General features: G+C 71.6%; 21 protein-coding genes. 11 read left to right on the forward strand and 10 right to left on the reverse strand.

Annotation, left to right across the window (positions count from 1 at the left end):
- Positions 1 to 61: 61 nt before the first annotated feature.
- The 5 genes from SOM13_RS02000 to SOM13_RS02020 form a co-directional block, all read right to left on the reverse strand.
- A complete protein-coding gene (locus tag SOM13_RS02000; protein ID WP_320478755.1) occupies positions 62 to 1225 on the reverse strand; it encodes a hypothetical protein in 1164 nt (387 codons plus the stop codon).
- Positions 1225 to 2292: an extracellular solute-binding protein gene (locus SOM13_RS02005; protein ID WP_243213796.1), complete on the reverse strand. Its 1068-nt coding sequence runs from the start codon at positions 2290 to 2292 to the stop codon at positions 1225 to 1227. Before SOM13_RS02005 ends, SOM13_RS02000 begins: the two co-directional genes overlap by 1 nt.
- Before the next feature lie 110 nt (positions 2293 to 2402).
- Complete coding sequence (locus SOM13_RS02010; protein WP_243213795.1) at positions 2403 to 3413, reverse strand: ABC transporter ATP-binding protein; 1011 nt, start codon at positions 3411 to 3413, stop codon at positions 2403 to 2405.
- Positions 3410 to 4207, reverse strand: coding sequence for an ABC transporter permease (locus SOM13_RS02015; protein WP_320478015.1), 798 nt, complete (start codon positions 4205 to 4207; stop codon positions 3410 to 3412). Before SOM13_RS02015 ends, SOM13_RS02010 begins: the two co-directional genes overlap by 4 nt.
- Positions 4204 to 5028 (reverse strand): ABC transporter permease, encoded by an 825-nt coding sequence (locus SOM13_RS02020; protein ID WP_320478756.1) that lies wholly within the window; start codon positions 5026 to 5028, stop codon positions 4204 to 4206. Before SOM13_RS02020 ends, SOM13_RS02015 begins: the two co-directional genes overlap by 4 nt.
- Before the next feature lie 228 nt (positions 5029 to 5256).
- Between SOM13_RS02020 and SOM13_RS02025 the strand changes: the two genes are divergently transcribed.
- On the forward strand, positions 5257 to 6246 hold the full coding sequence (locus SOM13_RS02025; protein WP_243213790.1) for a LacI family DNA-binding transcriptional regulator: 990 nt from the start codon (positions 5257 to 5259) through the stop codon (positions 6244 to 6246).
- Between the two features lie 19 nt (positions 6247 to 6265).
- Here the strand turns inward: SOM13_RS02025 and SOM13_RS02030 are convergent, their stop codons facing one another.
- Positions 6266 to 6871, reverse strand: coding sequence for a hypothetical protein (locus SOM13_RS02030; RefSeq protein WP_320478757.1), 606 nt, complete (start codon positions 6869 to 6871; stop codon positions 6266 to 6268).
- A 32-nt stretch (positions 6872 to 6903) separates the two neighbouring features.
- On the opposite strand from SOM13_RS02030, the gene SOM13_RS02035 reads away from it, so the two are divergent.
- Positions 6904 to 7443: an adenine phosphoribosyltransferase gene (locus SOM13_RS02035; protein ID WP_243213789.1), complete on the forward strand. Its 540-nt coding sequence runs from the start codon at positions 6904 to 6906 to the stop codon at positions 7441 to 7443.
- Positions 7444 to 7523: 80 nt separating this feature from the next.
- On the opposite strand, the gene SOM13_RS02040 is transcribed toward SOM13_RS02035, so the two are convergent.
- Complete coding sequence (locus tag SOM13_RS02040; RefSeq protein ID WP_320478758.1) at positions 7524 to 8258, reverse strand: M50 family metallopeptidase; 735 nt, start codon at positions 8256 to 8258, stop codon at positions 7524 to 7526.
- 150 nt (positions 8259 to 8408) lie between these two features.
- On the opposite strand from SOM13_RS02040, the gene SOM13_RS02045 reads away from it, so the two are divergent.
- From SOM13_RS02045 to SOM13_RS02060, 4 genes are all read left to right on the forward strand, one after another.
- Positions 8409 to 8861 carry a VanZ family protein gene (locus SOM13_RS02045; RefSeq protein ID WP_192060121.1) on the forward strand — a complete coding sequence of 151 codons (453 nt, stop codon included), beginning with the start codon at positions 8409 to 8411 and terminating at the stop codon, positions 8859 to 8861.
- A 93-nt stretch (positions 8862 to 8954) separates the two neighbouring features.
- The gene (gene rpsO / locus SOM13_RS02050; protein WP_192060122.1) at positions 8955 to 9224 is read left to right on the forward strand and encodes a 30S ribosomal protein S15; all 270 of its coding nucleotides are present in this window, start codon (positions 8955 to 8957) and stop codon (positions 9222 to 9224) included.
- A 368-nt stretch (positions 9225 to 9592) separates the two neighbouring features.
- Entirely contained in the window at positions 9593 to 11866 is a 2274-nt protein-coding gene (locus SOM13_RS02055; protein ID WP_192060123.1) for a polyribonucleotide nucleotidyltransferase, read from the forward strand.
- A gap of 237 nt (positions 11867 to 12103) precedes the next feature.
- Positions 12104 to 13180: an aldo/keto reductase gene (locus tag SOM13_RS02060; RefSeq protein ID WP_320478759.1), complete on the forward strand. Its 1077-nt coding sequence runs from the start codon at positions 12104 to 12106 to the stop codon at positions 13178 to 13180.
- 293 nt (positions 13181 to 13473) lie between these two features.
- On the opposite strand, the gene SOM13_RS02065 is transcribed toward SOM13_RS02060, so the two are convergent.
- Positions 13474 to 14088 (reverse strand): TetR/AcrR family transcriptional regulator, encoded by a 615-nt coding sequence (locus tag SOM13_RS02065; protein ID WP_320478023.1) that lies wholly within the window; start codon positions 14086 to 14088, stop codon positions 13474 to 13476.
- Positions 14089 to 14308: 220 nt separating this feature from the next.
- On the opposite strand from SOM13_RS02065, the gene SOM13_RS02070 reads away from it, so the two are divergent.
- Positions 14309 to 15679 (forward strand): pitrilysin family protein, encoded by a 1371-nt coding sequence (locus SOM13_RS02070; RefSeq protein ID WP_320478760.1) that lies wholly within the window; start codon positions 14309 to 14311, stop codon positions 15677 to 15679.
- 14 nt (positions 15680 to 15693) lie between these two features.
- Positions 15694 to 16296: a histidine phosphatase family protein gene (locus tag SOM13_RS02075; RefSeq protein WP_192060126.1), complete on the forward strand. Its 603-nt coding sequence runs from the start codon at positions 15694 to 15696 to the stop codon at positions 16294 to 16296.
- A 55-nt stretch (positions 16297 to 16351) separates the two neighbouring features.
- Here SOM13_RS02075 and SOM13_RS02080 read toward each other — a convergent pair whose 3' ends face one another.
- The gene (locus SOM13_RS02080) at positions 16352 to 16888 is read right to left on the reverse strand and encodes a GNAT family N-acetyltransferase (RefSeq protein ID WP_320478761.1); all 537 of its coding nucleotides are present in this window, start codon (positions 16886 to 16888) and stop codon (positions 16352 to 16354) included.
- A gap of 44 nt (positions 16889 to 16932) precedes the next feature.
- Between SOM13_RS02080 and dapB the strand changes: the two genes are divergently transcribed.
- The gene (gene dapB / locus SOM13_RS02085) at positions 16933 to 17664 is read left to right on the forward strand and encodes a 4-hydroxy-tetrahydrodipicolinate reductase (protein WP_243213780.1); all 732 of its coding nucleotides are present in this window, start codon (positions 16933 to 16935) and stop codon (positions 17662 to 17664) included.
- 49 nt (positions 17665 to 17713) lie between these two features.
- The gene (locus tag SOM13_RS02090; RefSeq protein ID WP_371740706.1) at positions 17714 to 18160 is read left to right on the forward strand and encodes a tetratricopeptide repeat protein; all 447 of its coding nucleotides are present in this window, start codon (positions 17714 to 17716) and stop codon (positions 18158 to 18160) included.
- Positions 18161 to 18205: 45 nt separating this feature from the next.
- On the opposite strand, the gene SOM13_RS02095 is transcribed toward SOM13_RS02090, so the two are convergent.
- Positions 18206 to 19111, reverse strand: coding sequence for a TIGR01777 family oxidoreductase (locus SOM13_RS02095; RefSeq protein WP_320478762.1), 906 nt, complete (start codon positions 19109 to 19111; stop codon positions 18206 to 18208).
- A gap of 152 nt (positions 19112 to 19263) precedes the next feature.
- Here SOM13_RS02095 and thyX point away from each other — a divergent pair, with 152 nt between their 5' ends.
- On the forward strand, positions 19264 to 20031 hold the full coding sequence (thyX, locus tag SOM13_RS02100) for an FAD-dependent thymidylate synthase (protein ID WP_192060130.1): 768 nt from the start codon (positions 19264 to 19266) through the stop codon (positions 20029 to 20031).
- The last annotated feature ends 18 nt before the right edge of the window (positions 20032 to 20049 follow it).

Below are 20049 nucleotides of genomic sequence, written 5' to 3' on the forward strand. Positions count from 1 at the left end.
CGGGCGCGACCCTCGTCAGCCGACGAGCGCGCGCCTCGTCAGCCGACGAGCGCTCGCCTCGTCAGCCGACGAGCGCGAACTCGCTGTCGAGCGCGGCGATGTCGCGCTCGAAGTCCGCGCGCAGCGTCTGCTTCTCGGCGGCGGGCAGCCAGCTCGCGTCGACCCCGGCGAGGGCCATGACCCGCACCTGGTCGGCGGTGGCGCCGATCTGCTCGTGCACGATGCGGTACTCGGCGGCGAGGGTCGTCGGGAACATGCCCGGGTCGTCCGACGCGGGCACGACGTTCAGGCCCGCGGCGAGCATCGCCTCGATCGAGGCGCGTCGCCACGGTCGCCACGAGCGACGCGACGTGGTCGAGACGACGGTGAAGGCCACCTGCTCGTCGCGCATCCGCGCCACGACGTCGTCGTCCTCGAGCACGTAGTACCCGTGGTCGATGCGGTCGCAGCCGAGCAGATCGAGGCAGGTGACGGTGTTGACGGCCGTGGGGGAGTGCTCCGACGAGTGCGCCGTCCGGCCGAGCCCGGCCTCGCCCGCGAGCCGGTAGGCGTCGACGAACCGCTCGGGCGGGCCCGAGGTCTCGAGGTTGTCGAGACCGATGCCCGCGACGTACTCGTGCGGGTTGTCGACCACCTGCCGCACGAGGGCGAGCGCGTGCTCGCCGCTCCGGCTGCGGTCGATGCCCTGGATCATCCGCCCGGTCATGCCGAAGTCGCGCTCGGCCATCCGGATGCCCTCGGCGTACGCCTCGACCGAGCCCGCGTACCCGAGCGACTCCAGGTGCGGCGGCACCGCGTCGAAGAACAGCTCGAGATGACGCGTCGAGCTGCTGCGGTGGGCGTCCTCGAAGGCCTCGTAGACGATGCGCGTCAGGTCGTCGGCATCGCGCAGCACCTCGACGACCCAGTTCGACGCCTGGAACAGCGAGTACGACACCTCGGGCTCGTCGGCGCTCCGCCCCTGCGGCACCGGGATGCGGGTGTCGCGGTAGAGGGCCGGGTCGGGCGGCAGCGAGTTGATGTCGGCGAAGATGCGCTCGGGCTCGGCCGGCAGGGCGAGCCCCTCGCGACGGGCGAGCTCGGCGAACGTGCCGGCCCGCACCGTGCCGATCAGGTGGCAGTGCAGATCGGTCTTCGGCAGCCGGTCGAGGTAGGCCCCGGGCAGCTCGCGTCCGGGCAGTGCGGCCCCGGGCAGGTCGCGTCCGGGCAGTGCGGTCTCACCCATCAGCGCGACGTCACCTCGCGGGCGAAGCGGTCGACCCACTCCGAGCGGGTCGGCACCAGCTCGGTGGGGTCGAGGGTCGAGTAGCCGGCGGCGACGGGGTCGGCGGCGATGTCGCCCACGACGGCCTCGATCGAGTCGGGCACCGTGGCCGACGGGTTGACGGGCAGGTCGCCGACGATCTCGGCGGACGCGGTCTGCGCCTCCTCCGACAGCAGGTAGTCGATGAAGCGGTTCGCGCCGTCCACGTTCTCGGCGCCGGTGGGGATCATCGCGCGGTTGGTCGCCATGTAGCGCCCTGTCTCGGGGGCGGTCCAGGCGACGGGCTCGCCCGAGGCGACCAGGTCGGTCGCGAACCCGCTCAGTGAGTCGGCCGCGACGATCTCGCCCTGGGTCAGCAGGTTCGTGACCTCGGTCGACGAGCTGTAGAACTGCAGCACGCCGGGGGCCCACTCGCCGAGCTGCTCGAGGGCGGCGTCGATGTCGTAGGGTCCGTCGCCGTACTCGTCGGCGACGCCCGAGACCATCAGCTGGCCCGCGGTGACCGAGATGTCGGGCAGAGCGACCCGGCCCGACAGGTCGTCGTCGCCGTAGAGGCTCCACGAGGCGGCCTCGTCGGCGGTCAGCTCGTCGGTCGAGTACATCGTGCCGTTCAGCTGGTAGCTGTAGGCCGGCCCGACGTACTCCTCCTCCGTCGCGAAGTCGGCGATCTCGTCGAGCGACGGGACGGCCGAGGCGTCGACCTGCTGGAAGAGCTCGTCCTCCTGCCCGAGCGCCGCGTAGTAGTCGGAGATGAGCATCACGTCGACCTCGGGCTCGCCGCCGGCGAGCTGCAGCTGCGACAGGCGGTCGGAGTTCGATCCGGTGTCGACGACGACCTCGATGCCGGTCTCCTCCGTGAACGGGTCGATCACCGCCTCCTGGAACTCCTCCACCCCGAACGGGAAGGTGCTGACGGTGATGCTGTTCGCGTCGGGCTCGTCGCCGCTCGACGAGCAGCCGGCGAGCACGAGGGTGGTCACGGCGACGCCGGCGACGAGCGCCAGGCGGGTGCGGATGGTGGTGGTCATGGTCGTGTCCTTTCGGGGCGGTCTCGGTGAGACCGGTCGGGAGGGGAACGCTGAAGAGCAGAGGGAGGGGGAGCCGAGGAGGCGCGGGTCGGCGCCGCAGCCCCCGGGTGTCAGTCGGCGACCGCGACGAGTCGCCCGGCCGGCGCCGAGACGGTCACCGGGTCGCCGATCGCGATCGTCTCCACGCCGGTGCTGCGGACGTCGGAGACGAGTCGGACGTCCGCTCCGGCGGCGTCGACGGCCTGCACGGTCACCAGGAGGTCCACCCCGCGGTACGCGACGTCGGTGACGCGGCCGGCGAGCTGCAGACCGTCGTGTGCCGCGCCTCCTGCGGGGCCGCCGGGGGTGACCGCGAGGTGCTCGGGTCGGACGGCCAGCGAGGTGCCGTCGGCGGCCGTGACGAAGTTCTCGTACCCGAGGAACTCGGCGACGAAGCGGTTCGCGGGGTTCGGGAACACCTGCTGCGGGGCGCCCTGCTGCATGATGCGACCGGCGCGCATCAGCACCATGTCGTCGCTCATCTCGAGCGCTTCGTCCTGGTCGTGGGTGACCAGCACGACGGTGAGACCGGTCTCGCCCTGGATACGGCGGATCTCGGCCCGCATCTGCACCCGCAGCCGGGCGTCGAGGTTCGACAGGGGCTCGTCGAGCAGCAGCAGCTTCGGGCGGATCGCGATGGCCCGGGCCAGCGCCACGCGCTGCTGCTGACCGCCGGAGAGCTTCTTCGGCTTGCTGCCCGCGAGGTGCGCGAGTCCGACGAGGTCGAGGGTCTCCATCACGCGCCGACGGCGTTCGGCGGTGTCGACGCCGCGCAGCTTGAGGCCGTACCCGACGTTCTCGGCGACCGACAGGTGGGGGAACAGCGCGTACGACTGGAACACCATGCCGAGGTCGCGCTTCTCGGGCGGGGTGCGGGTGCTGTCGACCCCGCCGATCCTGATCGTGCCCGACGTCGGCGCCGAGTAGCCGGCGAGCATGCGGAGGCTCGTGGTCTTGCCGCAGCCGCTCGGGCCGAGCAGCGTGGTGAGCCTGCCCTCGGAGATGGCGAGGTCGATCGAGTCGACGGCGGTGAAGTCGCCGAAGACCTGGCTCACGGCGACGAATTCTGCTGCGGTGCTCATCTGTTGATGCCTCCGAAGATCTTGGCGAAGCCGACGGTGCGTTCGGCGATGACTGCGATGACGACGGTGCCCGCGAGGATCAGCGTGGCCATCGCCGCGACCATGGGGTCGTAGCTCTGCTGCACGTAGTCGAGCATCGTGACGGGAAGGGTGCGGAAGTCGCGGCTCTGCAGCAGCAGCGACAGCGGCACGTTGTTGAACGACGTGACGAAGCTGAGCAGCGCGGCGGAGAAGATGCCGGGTCGCAGCAGGGGCAGCGTCACGGTGAAGAAGGCGCGGAGGGGCGAGGCGCCGAGACCGCGGGCGGCCTCCTCGAGCGCCGGGTCGGCGAGAGCGAGCGAGGCCCCGGTCACCCGCACGGCGTAGGGCAGCATCAGCACGGTGTGCCCGATCAGGAGCACCGGGAAGTTGTCGAGCCGGAACCCGATCACGAGCTGCTGGTAGAGCGCGAGCCCGACGACGAGCTCGGGCACGATAAGCGGCGACAGGAACAGCCCCTCGACCAGCCCCTTGCCGGGCAGTCGGCCGCGGTGGATCGCCAGCGTGGCGGGTACCCCGACGGCGAGCGCGAGCACGGTGGCGACGAGGGCGAGCTGCAGGCTCGACAGCAGCGCCGAGACGAACGGGTCGTAGCCGAGCGCGGCCTCGAACCAGCGCAGCGAGAAGCCCTGCGGCGGGAACCTCAGCGTGCTGCCCGAGGTGAAGGCGGTGGCGACGACGAACAGGATCGGAACGATCATGACGACGTAGCCGGCGACGGCGAGCGAACCGGCGACGGGGCGGCGGGTCTTCACGAGGTGGCTCCCTTCCGGGCGACGAGGGTCGACAGCCCCGAGACGGCGAAGACGAGCACGGTCATGATCAGGGCGGTGGCGGAGGCGCCGGCCCAGTCGATCGTGACGCTCGAGTACGAGAAGAGCTGCGTGGCGAGCATCCGCTGACCGGAGCCCCCGAGCAGGTAGGGCGTCGTGTACGCCGTCACCGAGCCGGCGAAGACGAGGGTCGCGGCGACGACGACCCCCGGCAGCGACAACGGCACGACGATGCTCCAGAAGGTGCGGGTGCGGCTCGCGCCGAGACCGCGCGCGGCGTCGTCGAGACCGGGGTCGACCTGGGCCACCGCCGAATAGCACGAGATGATCGCGAGCGGCAGGAAGAGCTGCGTCAGGCCGAGCACGATGGCGAGCTCGGTGTAGAGCAGCTGCGGCGCCTCGTCGACGAGTCCGAGGGTGGTCAGCAGCTGCCCGATGGCGCCGTTCTTGCCGAGCAGCACGAGCCAGCCGAAGGTGCGGACGACGTTGCTCAGCAGCAGGGGGAAGATCGCGAGGGCCAGCAGCACGCCCGACCAGCGCGACGTCGAGCGGGCGAGCAGGTAAGCGATCGGGAACCCGAGCGACACGCAGATCACCGTGACGATCAGGCCGAGCCCGACCGTCCGACCGATGATGCGGAGATCGTAGGGGTCGGTGAGCATCCCGCCGAGGCGACCGACGATCTCGACGGCGGTGACCCCGGGAGGCGCGAACAGCATCGCGAGGGACGGCACGGCGAACCCCACGACGAGCAGGAGGAGACCCGGCAGCAGCAGGAGCAGCGCGGGTTTGCGGGACGTCACGGGGGTGCCTCCGATCGGTGTGGCGGGTGCGGCCGGTGTCGGGATCGCCGCTCAGGGTCCGAGCGATGCAACCGGTTACATCGACCCTAGGGGCGTGCAGCGCCCGAACCGTCCCGTCCGTGTAAACAACGTGTAAAACCCGCGACGCCCCCTGCGAGACCGGTTTCAGTCGACGCCCTAGGCTGACGGCATGACGACGGGGTGGCGCGCGAGCGGCGGGGGCGGGCGATGAGCGGCCCGGGGCGACTGGCCACGCTCGCCGACGTCGCGACGCTCGCCGGGGTCTCGAAGGCGACCGCCTCGCGGGTGCTGAGCCGCCCCGAGCTCGTGGCCCCCGAGACCGCGGCCAGGGTGCTGTCGGCGGCCCAGAAGCTCGGGTTCGTGCCCAACCGCGCGGCCCGCCAGCTCGCCCGCGGTCGCACGGGCGTCGTCGCGGTCGTCGTGCCCACGCTCGACAACGCGTTCTTCACCCCCATCATCGCCGGGGCTCAGGCCGAGGCGGGCGAGGCCGACCTGCAGCTCACGGTGGCCGTGCACCCCCTCGCCGGGGTCGCCGAGCTCACGGCGTTCGAGCGCCTGTCGCACCAGGTCGACGGATTCATCGTCGTGGCGCCCCGCGGGCCCGACGACGTCGTGCGGGCGGCGATCGCCCACAAGCCCACCGTGCTGGTCGATCGGGAGGTGACCGGCGCCTCCTCGGTGGTCGCCGACACGGCCACGGCCTTCGGATCGCTCGTCTCGCGGTTCGCCGACGAGGGCCGCAGGCGCATCGTCTACCTCGGCGGCCCCGACGGCTCGTGGCAGAATCTGCAGCGGACGGCCGCGGTCGTCGAGGCCGCCCGGGGCCGGGCCGAGCTGACCGTCCTCGGTCCGTACCCGGCGACGTTCGAGGCCGGCGTGCGGGCGGCGGCCGACGTCATGGCCTCGGGCGCCGATGCCGTCGTGCCCTACGCCACGGCCATCGGCCTCGGCGTGATGTTCGTCCTCCGCGGCGGAGGGGCAGGCGTCGCCGCGGCGCCCGTCGTCAGCTCCGAGCGGATGGTCGTCGACGCCCTCGGTCTGCAGGGCGTCCCCGCGATCGACGTCGACGGCGAGCACCTCGGCCGTGTCGCCGCCTCACGACTCATCGCGGCGATCGCCTCCGGTGCGCCCGCCGAGGCGACGCCGCTCCGTCTCCCCGTCCCGGTCCGCTGGCCCGGCGCTCCCGGCCCCGGGTGAGGCCGGGCGGCGGCGGGCGTCAGCGGTACTCGTCGGGCCAGTCGAAGGCGGGAGGCGCGGTGACGGTCTCGCCCGTCGGCGCGAGCACCAGAGCGATGTCGTCGAAGTCGCCGAGGGGGATGCCCGCCGGGTCGCCCGGGTAGCGGGAACCACCGACGAACGTCGTCAGCGCGTACCCGTCGTCCGCGCCCAGCGAGCCGATGCTCGTCGCGTCGAGGTCGACGTCCCACTCGGTGAAGAGCTGCCCGAGCACGAGGGTCTCCCGCCGGGGCGACTCGACGTGGACGATGCCCGTGGTGTCGTGGGTGTGCAGCGGCGCCGCGAACTTCGTATCGGCGTCGTGGCCGATGTCGCCGGGCAGGGTGACGGGCTCGCCGTCGACCGTGATCGACAGGTGGCTGTGCACGTGCATCGCGAGGTCCTCGCCCCAGACGTTCGTCAGACCGGCCGCCGCCGCGCGGGCGGGTCGATCGGCCACGGCGGGAACCGGCCAGGGAGGCGCGGTGTCCGCACCCGAGACCCGGTTCGGCAGGCCGGACTGGACGACGACGATCGCGACGCCGCCGGCGATGACGACGGCGGCGGCGACGAGGCCCAGCAGGCGGGGGGACTGTCCCACATTCATGGCGCGATGCTACGCCCGGTACATTCGTGTGAATGTCCACCACCGACGTCTCCGCCCTCCTCGACGACCTGATCGCCGTCGTCCCCGACTTCCCGAAACCGGGCATCCTCTTCCGCGACGTGACCCCGCTCTTCTCCCACGCCGACGCCTTCGCGACCGTCACCACGGCCCTCAGCGAACCGTTCGACGGGTCGTTCCAGGCGGTCGCCGGCATCGAGGCCCGCGGCTTCGCACTCGCCGGCGGCATCGCGATCGAGCAGGGCGTCGGCGTCCTCACCGTCCGCAAGGCGGGCAAGCTGCCCGGCGAGGTGCTGAGCGAGAGCTACGCCCTCGAGTACGGCGAGGCGACCCTCGAGCTGCGCCCCAGTCAGCTGCCGAAGGGCACGCGGGTGCTGGTCGTCGACGACGTCCTGGCCACCGGCGGCACCGCCGAGGCGACCGTCACGCTGCTCGAGCGCGCCGGGTACGAGGTCGTCGGGCTGGCCGTGCTGCTCGAGCTGGACGGTCTCGGCGGGCGCGACCGTCTGGCGCCGCGCCTCCCCGTCCACGCGCTCGGCTCCGCCCCGGCCTGATCCGCGCCGGCCCGGCCCGGCCCGACCCGCCCGGCCTGACCCGAGCGGCCGAGACCCGACTCAGCCGCCGGAGACCCGGCTCAGCCGAGCGAGCGCGCCAGCTCGATCGTCTGGGGGAAGATCAGCCCGGCCGAGCCGGCCAGGCAGACCAGGGCGACGATCACGAACACGCCGACCCAGACGACCCCGGGTACGCGGGTCAGGGCGGCCAGCTGGTCCGCGTCCGACCCCGTCGTGCGCGAGCGGCGGCGACTCCGCTGCAGCTCGAGCGAGGTCCGCAGAGCGCCGAAGCCGAGCACGGCCGTCAGGGCGACGCCGAAGGCGCTCTGCCAGGGCGGCGAGGCGAAGAAGGTGACGGCGACGACGATGGCCGCCCCGACGAGCACCACCCAGAGACCGAACCAGTTGCGGATCTGCACGAGCATCAGCGCCAACAGCAGCAGCAGCGCCCAGAGCAGCCCGGCGGCGTAGCCGGCCGACAGCAGCCAGGCCGCGCCGAGCGACGCGATCGCCGGCGCGGTGTAGCCCGCGAGCAGCGTCAGCACCATGCCGGGGCCGGTGCGCGGCCCGCGCGACACGGTCAGCCCCGAGGTGTCCGAGTGCAGGCGGATCCCCGACAGCCGCCGCCCCGTGAGCACCGCGGCGAGTCCGTGGCCGCCCTCGTGCACGACGGTCACGGCGTGCCGCACGGTGTGCCAGGCGCCCGGCACGAGCACGGCCGCGAGGCCGACGGCGACGGCGGCGAGCAGCCAGGGGAGGGGGAGCGGCTGCGCCACGAGGGTGACGCGGCTCCAGAGTTCGGCGACGAGGTCCACGCGACGAGCCTAGGAGGCGCGGTGCGCGGCTCCCTGGCACCGCGCCTCCTCGGGTCGCCGGCCCCGCACCCGCCCGCCCGGCGTCGTCCTGGAGGATGAACTCCGCCGGCGCGGCCCCGATCCCCAGGTCGCGTCCGTCACCATGGAGTCATGCGTCGTGCCGTCCTCCTCCTGCTCACCCTCGTCTATCTGGCGGGTGTCGCGTGGATGACGCTGCGCCCCAGCGTCTACGGGCCCGGTACGACCGAGCTGCTCTGGCGCGCCCTCGACCTCTTCGCCCGGCACGACGAGACGTCGTGGATCACCTTCGCCCGGGTCGAGGCCGCGGCGAACGTCGCCATGTTCGTGCCGATGGGCATGTTCCCGGCGCTGCTGCTGCCCAGGCGGTTCTGGTGGGTCGGCATCGTCGTCGGCTTCGCGGCGACCGTGGGCATCGAGTGGTACCAGGCGGCCTATCTGTCGGCCACCCGGTTCTCCGACCCGCAAGACCTGGTCATGAACACGCTGGGCGCGGTCATCGGCGCGGTGTTCGTGGGTCTGGCCCTGCCCCGTCGCCGCCGGCGTCGACCCGCGGGCGCCCGGTCCGCCGCCCCTGTCTGGTAGGCTCCTCAGGTTGCCGTCTGAACGGCCGCGGAACAAGAGAGCTCGCACATCCGGTGACGGGCACCGCGCAACGAACTGAAAGGGGATCCACCTATGGCACTCGCACCTGACGTCAAGACCCGGATCATCGAAGAATACGCGACCCACCCCGGCGACACCGGATCCCCCGAGGTCCAGGTCGCCATGATGACGCAGCGCATCCTCGACCTCACCGAGCACCTCAAAGAGCACAAGCACGACCACCACTCGCGTCGTGGTCTGCTGCTCCTCGTGGGTCAGCGCCGCCGACTCCTGGGCTACCTGTCCCGGGTCGACATCGAGCGCTACCGTACGCTCATCGGTCGTCTCGGCCTGCGCCGCTAGTCTTCGCGCTCCGAACGTCTCGACGACGGCCCCCGTCCTGCTCAGCAGGGCGGGGGCCGTTCTTCGTCCTCGGGGCGCGCCGCCCGCTCCGGCTCCGTGAGGCGGTCACACCCGGGTGCTAGGATCGCGCTCGGAGCAGGCCGGTACGGCTGCTGGTCACCGGTGGTGGCAGGCGGAATGCCCCGATCGACGCATCGAGTCGCGATCGGAGGCGGGGTCCGACCGTCTTCACTGTTGGCCAGACGTGCCACCGCCTCCGTCGCGTTGCTGCACGTGCATGTCCTCATGCCGTCCACGCCGCCCGCTCCCGGTACGACATCGAGGCCCACACGGGGCATCGATTCAAAACAAAGAGGAGAAACCCCCACATGGAGGGTCCAGAGATCAAGTTCGGCGAAGCCGTGCTCGACAACGGCAAGTTCGGCAAGCGCACCATCCGATTCGAGACCGGTCGTCTCGCCCAGCAGGCCCAAGGAGCCGTCGCCGCCTACCTCGACGACGACACCATGCTGCTGTCCGCCACCAGCGCCAGCAAGAAGCCGAAGGACAACTTCGACTTCTTCCCGCTGACCATCGACGTCGAAGAGCGCTCGTACGCCGCGGGCAAGATCCCCGGCTCGTTCTTCCGTCGCGAGGGCCGCCCCTCGACCGAGGCCATCCTCGTCTGCCGTCTCATCGACCGGCCCCTGCGCCCCTCGTTCGTCGAGGGTCTCCGCAACGAGGTCCAGGTCGTCATCACGGTGCTCAGCATCGCTCCCGACGAGTTCTACGACGCTCTCGCGATCAACGCGGCCAGCGCCTCCACCCAGATCTCCGGTCTGCCGTTCTCCGGCCCCATCGCCGGTGTGCGCCTCGCGCTGATCGGCGACCAGTGGGTCGCCTTCCCGAAGGCCTCGCAGCTGGCCGACGCCGTCTTCGACCTCACGGTCGCGGGTCGCGTCGTCACCGACGCCGCCGGCAACGACGACGTCGCGATCATGATGGTCGAGGCCGAGGCCACCGAGCACGCCTGGGGTCTCATCCAGGGCGGCGCGACGAAGCCCGACGAGGCCGTCGTCGCCCAGGGTCTCGAAGCCGCCAAGCCGTTCCTCAAGCAGCTCGTCGAGGCCCAGGCCACGATGGCCGCGCAGGCCGCCAAGGAGATCGCCGACTACCCGGTCTTCCTGCCCTACACCGACGAGGTCCTCGAGGCCGTCACGGCCGCCGCGGGCACCGAGCTCGCCGAGGTCTACAAGATCGCCGGCAAGATCGAGCGCCAGGACGCCGACGACGCCCTCAAGGCGACCGTCAAGGACGCCATCGCGGCCAAGGTCGCCGCGGGCGAGCTGCCCGAGACGGCCAACGGCCAGGTGGGCGCCGCCTACAAGTCGGCGACGAAGAAGGTCGTCCGCGACCGCATCCTCACCGAGCAGATCCGCATGGACGGGCGCGGCCTGGCCGACATCCGCCCGCTCGACGCCGAGGTCCAGGTCATCCCGCGCGTGCACGGCTCGGCCATCTTCCAGCGCGGCGAGACCCAGATCATGGGCGTCACCACGCTGAACATGCTCAAGATGGAGCAGCAGATCGACTCGCTGAGCCCGGTCACCAAGAAGCGCTACCTGCACCACTACAACTTCCCGCCCTACTCGACCGGTGAGACCGGCCGCGTCGGTTCGCCGAAGCGTCGCGAGATCGGGCACGGCTTCCTGGCCGAGCGCGCCCTCGTGCCGGTGCTGCCGAGCCGCGAGGAGTTCCCCTACGCCATCCGTCAGGTGTCCGAGGCCCTCGGCTCCAACGGCTCGACGTCGATGGGCTCCGTCTGCGCCTCGACCCTGTCGCTGCTGAACGCCGGTGTGCCCCTCAAGGCCCCCGTCGCCGGCATCGCCATGGGCCTCGTCTCCGACGAGGTCGACGGCCAGACGCGCTACGCGGCGCTGACCGACATCCTCGGCGCCGAAGACGCCCTGGGCGACATGGACTTCAAGGTCGCCGGCACGTCCGAGTTCGTCACGGCCATCCAGCTCGACACGAAGCTCGACGGTCTGCCGACCGCCGTCCTCGACGCCGCGCTGAAGCAGGCCAAGGAGGCGCGCACCGCCATCCTCGGCGTCCTGAACTCCGCGATCGACGCTCCCGACGAGATGGCCCCGACCGCGCCCCGCGTGATCTCGGTCCAGATCCCGCAGGACAAGATCGGCGAGCTGATCGGCCCGAAGGGCAAGACGATCAACTCCATCCAGGACACCACCGGCGCCGACATCAGCATCGAAGAAGACGGAACCGTCTACATCGGTGCCGTCGACGGCCCGTCGGCAGAGGCCGCTCGTGCCCAGGTCAACGCGATCGCGAACCCCACCAACCCCGAGGTCGGCGAGCAGTTCCTCGGAACCGTCGTCAAGATCGCGTCGTTCGGTGCCTTCGTCTCGCTCCTCCCCGGCAAGGACGGCCTGCTGCACATCAGCGAGGTCCGCAAGCTCGCCGGTGGCAAGCGCGTCGAGAACGTCGAGGACGTGCTCGGAGTCGGCCAGAAGATCCTGGTCGAGATCACGAAGACGGACGACCGCGGCAAGCTCTCGCTCGCTCCGGTCGTCGCCGAGTCGGCCGACACCGACTCGAGCGGCGCCACCGAGACGTCGACCGACGAGTCGGTCGACGCGTAGCACCCGCCTGAACCGACGAGCCCGTCGCGACCTCGTGTCGCGGCGGGCTCGTCGGCGTTCCGGGCCCATGAGCGGGTCGTCTCAGGCTCGAGTGGAAATAGGACGATTCTTCACGTAACGATTCGGTGCGGCGGCGCGCGCGACGAGGGCCGGGGTCGTATTCTGACGATGAGGCGCAGACCCTGGCATCCGTCCAGCTCAGACGGGTGAGGGTGCGCCAGCGGAGGAGGACTGTCGGTGACCGACTCGACGGCCACGACCGCACAGGCGGCCGCCGCCGAGCCCGACGCGGCCGTCCGCTCAGAAGCCGTCCCCTCCGGTGCCGTCCGCCCCCGGTCGCAGCATGCTGCCGCGGTTGACCAGGCCACCGTTCCGGTCGATCTGGGCATCATCCAGCCGCGCCGTCGACTCGGCACGTCCGATCTCCGGGTGTTCCCCCTCGCGCTCGGCGGGAACGTCTTCGGCTGGACGGCCGACCAGACCGAGACGCGCGCGGTCCTCGACACCTACTTCGATCTCGGCGGCAACTTCGTCGACACCGCCGACTCGTACGCCGGGGGGCGCAGCGAGATCATGATCGGCTCCTGGATGCGCGATCGTCGATCGCGTGACGACATGGTCGTCTCGACGAAGGTCGGCAAGAGCGCCGACAACCCGGGTCTCACGCCGAAGGCGATCGAGCGCGCCGTCGAGGCCTCGCTCGAGCGCCTCGGCACCGACCGCATCGATCTGCTGTACCTCCACGTCGACGACACCGAGGTGGCGTTCGAGCGCACCCTCCTCGCCGTCGACCACCTGATCCGCGCCGGCAAGGTCCGGTACTTCGGCGGTTCCCATCATTCGGGCAACCGGCTCTACGAGGCCCGGATCGCCGCGGGAATGCTCGGGGTCGCGCCGATGGTCGCGCTCCAGAACCAGTACAACCTGCTCAACCGCGGCGAGTACGAGAAGGGTCTCGCCCGAGTGGCCGGTCAGCTGGGTCTCGGTGTGATGCCGCGCTTCGCCCTGGCGAGCGGATTCCTCTCCGGCAAGTACCGCACCCGTGCCGACTTCGCCGGGTCGCAGCGTCGTCCTGATCTCGCGAAGCAGCTGACCAAACGCGGGCTGCGCATCCTGCACGAGCTCGACCGGATCGCCTCGGTGCACGAGGTGTCGACCGCCGCGATCTCGTTGGCCTGGCTGCTCACGAAGCCCAACGTCGTGGCCCCGGTCGCGAGCGCGACGAATGCGAAGCAGGTGTACGAGCTGGCGCAGGCCGTCCGCGTGCAGTTGACGCGCCTCCAGGTGCTCGACCTCGATCGGGTCTCCGCGTAAGACGACCGCCCACCTCGGGCACCGTCCGATCCCGGGGTGCACCGGCGGTTCCGGCGTCGGCTCACAGAGGCGACCGGCGCGAGGCGCTTCGGCGTGCCGAACCCGACCGGCGCGGCTCGCTCCGGCGTGCCGAACCCGACCGATCGTGCCGAAAACACCGACCAGCAGCGCCCTGAGCCCCCTCGCGAGACGAAACGGTCGCGATCTTCACACCCTTCCGGTCAGGCGCGGGATCGCGTGCGTGACGTGAGCGGGGGAGAGGTCCGGGGAGGGCCGAGGAGGCGCGGCGCGCGTCAGGCGTCGAGCAGGCGGTCCGCGGTGCGGCGCAACGACGCGGAGGCGGCGATGGCGTCGCCGGCGTAGGCGCCGACCTCGGCGCCGTCGAGTGCGAGCTGGAAGTCGTCGGCGGCATCGCCCGGCATCGGGTGGCCGGCGTTCTTGAAGAGCTCGACGAGCGCGTCGGTGAGCCATTCGCGGTGCTCGCTGATGGCGACGCGGACGGGGTGGGTCGGGTCGCTGAACTCGGCCGCCGCGTTGGCGTAGGCGGAGCCTCTGAAGCCGGGCTCTTGGAGTCGGGTCGCGAAGGCGTCGACGAAGCTGCGGACGGCGGCGACGCCGTCGGGAGCGGACGACACGGTCTCGGCGAGAGCGGCCACGTCGCGATCGTGCCGCACGGCGAGGAACTGGAGTACGAGGGTGTCCTTCGCGCCGAAGTGCTTGTAGAAGGTCGCCTTCGTGACCGACGACTCGGCGATGAGGCGGTCGACGCCCACGACGCGGATGCCCTCGTCGTAGAAGAGGCGATCGGCGGTCGTGAGGACGCGGGCGCGGGCGCCGGGCGTCTTCTGGTCGGCGCGGGGTCGGCCAGGGAGACGCTGGACGGCCGGTTGGGGGGAATCGACCGTCACAGCGTGGCTCCTTGGAACATATCGGCTTAGAGCCGCGTGGGGGACGCGCGCTCCGGACCTTGCGATGATGTCCGACCAGCCGCCGCAGCCGTCTCTCGTGGGGGGACGGGTCGACTGCGGTGTGACGACTGTAACACCGATGAGGACAGACCAACCCGTCTGTTTGTCCGCATTCCGTCCCCCAATTCGGGTGTCAGGGGCGGGCGGTAGGCTCGCCTCGATGAACGGACCGGTCGCACTGCCCCTCGACGAGGTCGAGCTCTCCTTCGAGGCGACGGGCGGCTCGCTCGTGCGGCGGACGGTGCTCCCCACGGGGGTGCGCATCCTCAGCGAGAGCATGCCCGGGGCCCGCAGCGCCACGGTCGGCTTCTGGGTCGCCGTCGGCAGCCGTGACGAGGGCGACGGCGACCGGGGGTCGACCCACTTCCTCGAGCATCTGCTCTTCAAGGGCACACCCACCCGGTCGGCCCTCGACATCGCCGTGGCCTTCGAGTCCGTCGGGGGCGAGCACAACGCCGCCACCGGCAAAGAGAGCACCTGCTATTACGCCAGGGTCCGCGACGTCGACCTCGACGACGCGGTCGACTCCCTCGCCGACATGGTGACCTCGTCGGTCCTCGATCCCCTCGAGTTCGAGACCGAGCGCGGCGTCATCCTCGACGAGCTCGCGATGGCCGACGACGACCCGAGCGACGTCGGGGGCGAGCGCCTGTTCGAGTCGGTCTTCGGCGACCACTCGCTCGGTCGACCGATCGGCGGGTCGCCCGGCAGCATCCGGAGCGCCTCGCGAGACGAGGTCCACCGGCACTACCTCCGCACGTACCGCCCGCGCGACCTCGTCGTGACGGTCGCGGGCGCCGTCGACCACGATCACCTCGTCGAGCGTCTCCAGGCCGCGATCGGGCGGTCCGACTGGTCCACCGACACCGCGCCTCCTGTGCCCCGTCGTCCGGCGACCGGCGCCGAGACGGCGCCGCAGCAGGGCGAGCCCCTCGTCATCGTGCGCCGACCCCTCGAGCAGACGACGCTCCTCCTCGGCTTCCCGGGCCTCCCGGTGACCGACGACCGCCGCTCGGCCATGGCCGTGCTGAACTCCGTGCTCGGCGGCGGCATGTCGTCGAGGCTCTTCCAAGAGGTGCGAGAGCGCCGCGGTCTGGCCTACTCGGTGTATTCGTTCGCCCCGAGCTACTCCGACGCCGGTCTGTTCGGCCTCTACGCGGGGTGCGCGCCGGCCAACGCGGGCGACGTGGCCCGCCTGATGCTCGAGCAGCTCGACGAGGTCGCGACCGACGGCATCACGGCCGACGAGCACCGCCGTGCGCTCGGTCAGCTGGGCGGCGCCGCGGCTCTCGCTCTCGAAGACAGCGACACCCGGATGAACCGCCTCGGTCGCGCCGAGCTGTCGATGGGCGAGTTCGTCGATCTCGACGCCTCGCTGGCCCGACTCGCGGCCGTGCCGACCGACGACGTCCGCGACCTGGCCGCCGCCCTGCGCTCGGGCCCGCTGTCGACCGTGGTCGTCGGCGAGGTCGACGAGACGACGCTCCCCACCCGAGCGGCGACGGTCCCGACGTCGTCCGCCATCCGATGAACCAGGAGACGACGGTGTCCCACTACCTCTACCTCGTGCGCCACGGCGAACAGCAGGACGCCGAGCACGGGCTGCCCGACGGTCCGCTCTCCGAGCGCGGCAAGCGTCAGGCGCGACTCATCGCCGAGCGTCTCGGCGGCGTGCCGTTCGACGCGGCCTGGCATTCGCCCCTCGAGCGGGCGGCCGAGACCGCGCGCATCATGACCGAGCGACTGCCCGCCCTCGAATCCCAGCCGTCGACGCTGCTCTTCGACTGCGTGCCGTCGGGGCCGACCCCCGACATGCCGGCGGCGTACAAGCCGTTCTTCGGCGGAGTCACCGAAGACGAGATCGAAGCCGGTCAGGCGCAGATGGCCGACGCCGTCTCCGAGTGGCTGACGCCCGCGCGCGACGACCGGCACGATCTGCTGATCACCCACAACTTCGTCATCGGCTGGTTCGTCCGCGAGGTCTTCGGGGCGCCGGCCTGGCGCTGGATGGGCGTCAACCAGGCCAATGCCGGTCTGACGATCATCCGCGTGCGCTCGGCGAAGCCGCCCGAGCTGGTCACCCACAACGACCTCGGGCACCTGCCCGTCGAGCTGCGGACGGGCCTGCCCGTCGACCAGTCGATCTGACCGAACGGTCCGAGCGGTCGGTGAGAGCCCTCGGTCCGATCGCTCGACCGACCGGTCAGCGGGCGGTCTTGCCGTACCAGGCGGTCGCGTTCGGGTTGTCGTTGTACGGCTCGATCAGCGAGTAGCCCGCTGCGCGGTAGAGGCCGCCGGCCGCCTCCAGGCTGTCGTTCGTGTCGAGCACGAGCTGCTCGGCGCCGAGGTCGATCGCGCGGCGCTCGAGCTCGGCGAGCACGAGACGACCGAGACCCCGACCGCGGGCGACGGGTCGCACGAAGAGGTGCTTGACCTCGTAGCGGACCCGACCGTCGGCGCCCGGCTCGAGTCGGCGGACACCGCCGCAGGCCAGCGCGTCGTCGCCGTCGGGTGTGACGTCGCCGACGCCTCCCGCGTCGCGGACGCTCGCGTCGGCCGCCCCGTCGGCGACGGCCACGACGAACACGCCGGCCGGGGGAGTGAAGGTCGCGTCGACCGGCGTGGCCGTGTGATAGCTGCCCTGCGCGACCGGGAACGTCGCGGCCCGCTCGTCGAAGTACTCCGACAGCAACGAGGAGGCGGGGGTCGAGCTCACGGGCATCTCGCGGAATCGAGGCATCCCCCGATCGTATTCGACGGTCCGTCGCCCGGTAGGTTTGACCAATGACTTCCCGCATCGCCGTCGTCGGGGCCACGGGCACGCTCGGGGGCTTCATCGTCGATCTCATCGAGCGCACGCCCGACCTCGAGCTCCACGCCGGGCTCTCGTCCCGAGACGATCTCGACCGCGTCGTCGGGGCCGATCTCGTAGTCGACGTCACGCACCCGGCCGTGAGCCCCGGCATCGTCGAGCACGTCGTGCGGGCGGGCATCCCCGTGCTCGTCGGCACGTCGGGCTGGAGCGCCGAGCGCATCGCCCGCCTCTCGACGATCGTCGCCGACGTCGACGGCCCCGGTGTCCTGGTCGTCCCCAACTTCTCACTCGGGTCGGTGCTCGCGACCCGGTTCGCCACGATGGCCGCCCGGTTCTACGAGTCGGTCGAGATCGTCGAGACCCACCACCAGGGCAAGGTCGACTCCCCGTCGGGCACGGCGGTGCGCACCGCCGAGCTGATCGCCGAGGCGCGTCGCGATCTCGGGCCGGTCTCGGCCCCCTCGTCCGACCAGAGGGCCCGCGGGCAGCAGGTGGCGAGCGTGCCGGTGCACAGCCTCCGCCTCCGCGGGGTCGTCGCCAAGCAGGAGGTCGTCTTCGGCGGCGAGGGCGAGACCCTCACCCTCACGCACGACACGCTGTCCCAGCGCGCCTACGAGCAGGGGCTGCTCGTCGCGATGTCGGCCGCGCCGACCGTCAGCGGTGTCGTCGTGGGGCTCGACAGCGTCCTGCCCCTCGACTGATGCGCGCCCGCCGACCCCTGCGCGCCCGCCGACCGATGCGCGCCTGCCCGTGAAGGGCCGTGTCGCGGCCCTCGTGATGGCCGCCCTGCTCGTGCTCTACATCGTGCTGGTCGGTCAGCGGGCCGTCGCCCTCTTCGCCACGGGCGAGGCGGTCGCCGTCGGTCTCGGCGTGGGTCTCGTGGTCCTGCCGCTCCTCGGGGTCTTCGCCCTCGTGGCCGAGATCCGCTTCGGTCTGGCGACCCAGGCGATCGTGCGCGAGCTGGGCGCCGCCGACCAGCTGCCCGTCGACGACGTGCCGCGCAGGCCCTCGGGCCGGTACGACCGCGCCGCCGCCGACGAGGCCTTCCCGGCCTACCGCGAGGCGGTCGAGCAGGCCCCCGACGACTACCGCGCCTGGTTCCGGCTGGGTCTCGCCTACGATGCGTGCGGTGATCGGCGTCGGGCGCGACAGGCGATCCGCTGGGCCATCACGCTGCGTCGGCGCGGCAGGGCCTGACCCGCGCCTCCTCGGCTCTCCGGCCTGCGCCTCGTCGTCGACCCGTCAGAGACCGGCGGCGAGCGCATCGACGGCTTCGTCGACCGTCCGGTGACGGAACACGAAGCCGTCGGCGAGCAGCTTCTCGGGCACGACCTGCTGGCTGGGCAGCAGCAGTTCGCGACCGGCCTCCTGCATCGCGGTCGAGATGACGAACTCGGGCACGGTGAGGGCGTACGGCTTCGACAGGTCGTGCGCGAGTCGACGTGTCAGGGCGTCGCTCGTCGCCGGGGTGGGTCCGGCCAGGTTGATCGGGCCGTCGAGCTCGGAGGCCATCACGTGGACGAACGCGGCCGCCTCGTCGTGCAGGCTGATCCACGGCCAGAACTGGTCGCCGGTGCCGAGCCGCGAGCCGAGACCGAAGCGGGTGAGGGGGAGGAGGGGCGCGAGCGCGCCGCCGGGGCCCACGACGAGCCCGGTGCGCATCAGCGCGACCCGCACGCCGTCGGGTGCGGTCAGCGCGGTCCGCTCCCATTCGGCGACGACATCGCTGAGGAACCCGGTGCCGCGTGGGCTCGACTCGGTCAGCCGGTCGCCGGGGCGGTCGCCGTAGATCCCCACGGCCGAGCCGCTGAGGAAAACCGTGGGCGGCGTCGACGCGGCGCGCATGCCCGCGACGAGAGTCCGGGTGGCGTCGACCCTCGAGCCGACGATCTCGCGCTTGTAACCGCGGGTCCAGGGCAGACGGCCCAAGGAGGCGCCCGACAGGTTCACGACGACGTCCGCTCGATCGAACAGGGTCGTGTCGACGACTCCGGCCGAGGGAATCCAGGTGAACTGCGTGTCGTCGCGCGGCTCGCCGCGGACGAGCGAGAGCACGGTGTGACCGGCGGCGCGCAGCTGGGTCGAGAGCTCGGTGCCGATCAGGCCGGAGGCTCCGGCGATCAGGACCGTCCGGGGGGCGTCGTTCATGGGTCCTGCTCTCGATCGGCGGCGAGGCGCGACCGCGCCCTCCTCGAGAGCCTAGGCGCGCCTCCTCGGTGTCGACCGGGTGCCGAGGAGGCGCGGTGCGGGTCCGTCGGTCGCCCTCGGAGCACCCCGTCACCGGTTGTAGAGTCGACGCCGTGACCGATGCCGAACCCCTCGCCCCGTCCACCCCCGAATCCGCCGTCGAGTTCCGCTCCGACGTGACCGTCGAGCTGGTCCGGTCGAGCGCCCACGACTCCGACGTCCTCTTCGCCGCCCGCGTCTCGACCATGGGCGAGCTGACCCTCGACGGCGCGCAGGCGTCCGCCGACGGCGCCCAGGCGACCAAGGGCGCCGGGCTCATCAACTACCTGATGCGCGACCGCCACGGTTCGCCGTTCGAGCACAACTCGATGACCTTCTACGTCCAGGCGCCGATCTTCGTGTTCCGCGAGTTCATGCGGCACCGCATGGCGAGCTACAACGAAGAGAGCGGCCGCTACCGCGAGCTGAACCCGGTCTTCTACGTCCCCTCCGCGCAGCGCAACCTGCAGCAGGTCGGCAAGCCCGGCGCCTACGACTTCCTGCCCGGCACCCCCGAGCAGAGCGAGCTCGTGCGCGCCGAGACCGAGCGCACCTCGCGCGAGGCGTACGCCTCGTACAAGCGCATGCTCGACGCCGGGGTCGCCCGCGAGGTCGCCCGCATCGTCCTGCCGCTGAACATCTACTCGTCGATGTACGTCACGGTCAACGCGCGGTCGCTGATGAACTTCCTCAGCCTGCGGACCAAGCGCGAGGGCACGCACTTCCCGTCGTTCCCTCAGCGCGAGATCGAGATGTGCGCCGAGAAGATGGAAGACATCTGGGCCGAGCTCATGCCGCTCACGTACGCCGCGTTCGGCACGAACGGTCGCGTCGCGCCCTGACCGCCGAGAGGCGGGGAC

It is taken from the genome of Frigoribacterium sp. CFBP9030 (assembly GCF_034045195.1).
Lineage (GTDB): Bacteria > Actinomycetota > Actinomycetes > Actinomycetales > Microbacteriaceae > Frigoribacterium.

Bases quoted from the DNA above. Each gene is read 5' to 3' on its own strand.
- SOM13_RS02000 (WP_320478755.1), bottom strand. From the start codon at position 1,225: ATGGGTGAGACCGCACTGCCCGGACGCGACCTGCCCGGGGCCGCACTG.
- SOM13_RS02005 (WP_243213796.1), bottom strand. From the start codon at position 2,292: ATGACCACCACCATCCGCACCCGCCTGGCGCTCGTCGCCGGCGTCGCC.
- SOM13_RS02010 (WP_243213795.1), bottom strand. From the start codon at position 3,413: ATGAGCACCGCAGCAGAATTCGTCGCCGTGAGCCAGGTCTTCGGCGAC.
- SOM13_RS02025 (WP_243213790.1), top strand. From the start codon at position 5,257: ATGAGCGGCCCGGGGCGACTGGCCACGCTCGCCGACGTCGCGACGCTC.
- SOM13_RS02030 (WP_320478757.1), bottom strand. From the start codon at position 6,871: ATGAATGTGGGACAGTCCCCCCGCCTGCTGGGCCTCGTCGCCGCCGCC.
- SOM13_RS02035 (WP_243213789.1), top strand. From the start codon at position 6,904: ATGTCCACCACCGACGTCTCCGCCCTCCTCGACGACCTGATCGCCGTC.
- SOM13_RS02045 (WP_192060121.1), top strand. From the start codon at position 8,409: ATGCGTCGTGCCGTCCTCCTCCTGCTCACCCTCGTCTATCTGGCGGGT.
- rpsO (WP_192060122.1), top strand. From the start codon at position 8,955: ATGGCACTCGCACCTGACGTCAAGACCCGGATCATCGAAGAATACGCG.
- SOM13_RS02055 (WP_192060123.1), top strand. From the start codon at position 9,593: ATGGAGGGTCCAGAGATCAAGTTCGGCGAAGCCGTGCTCGACAACGGC.
- SOM13_RS02070 (WP_320478760.1), top strand. From the start codon at position 14,309: ATGAACGGACCGGTCGCACTGCCCCTCGACGAGGTCGAGCTCTCCTTC.
- SOM13_RS02080 (WP_320478761.1), bottom strand. From the start codon at position 16,888: ATGCCTCGATTCCGCGAGATGCCCGTGAGCTCGACCCCCGCCTCCTCG.
- dapB (WP_243213780.1), top strand. From the start codon at position 16,933: ATGACTTCCCGCATCGCCGTCGTCGGGGCCACGGGCACGCTCGGGGGC.
- SOM13_RS02095 (WP_320478762.1), bottom strand. From the start codon at position 19,111: ATGAACGACGCCCCCCGGACGGTCCTGATCGCCGGAGCCTCCGGCCTG.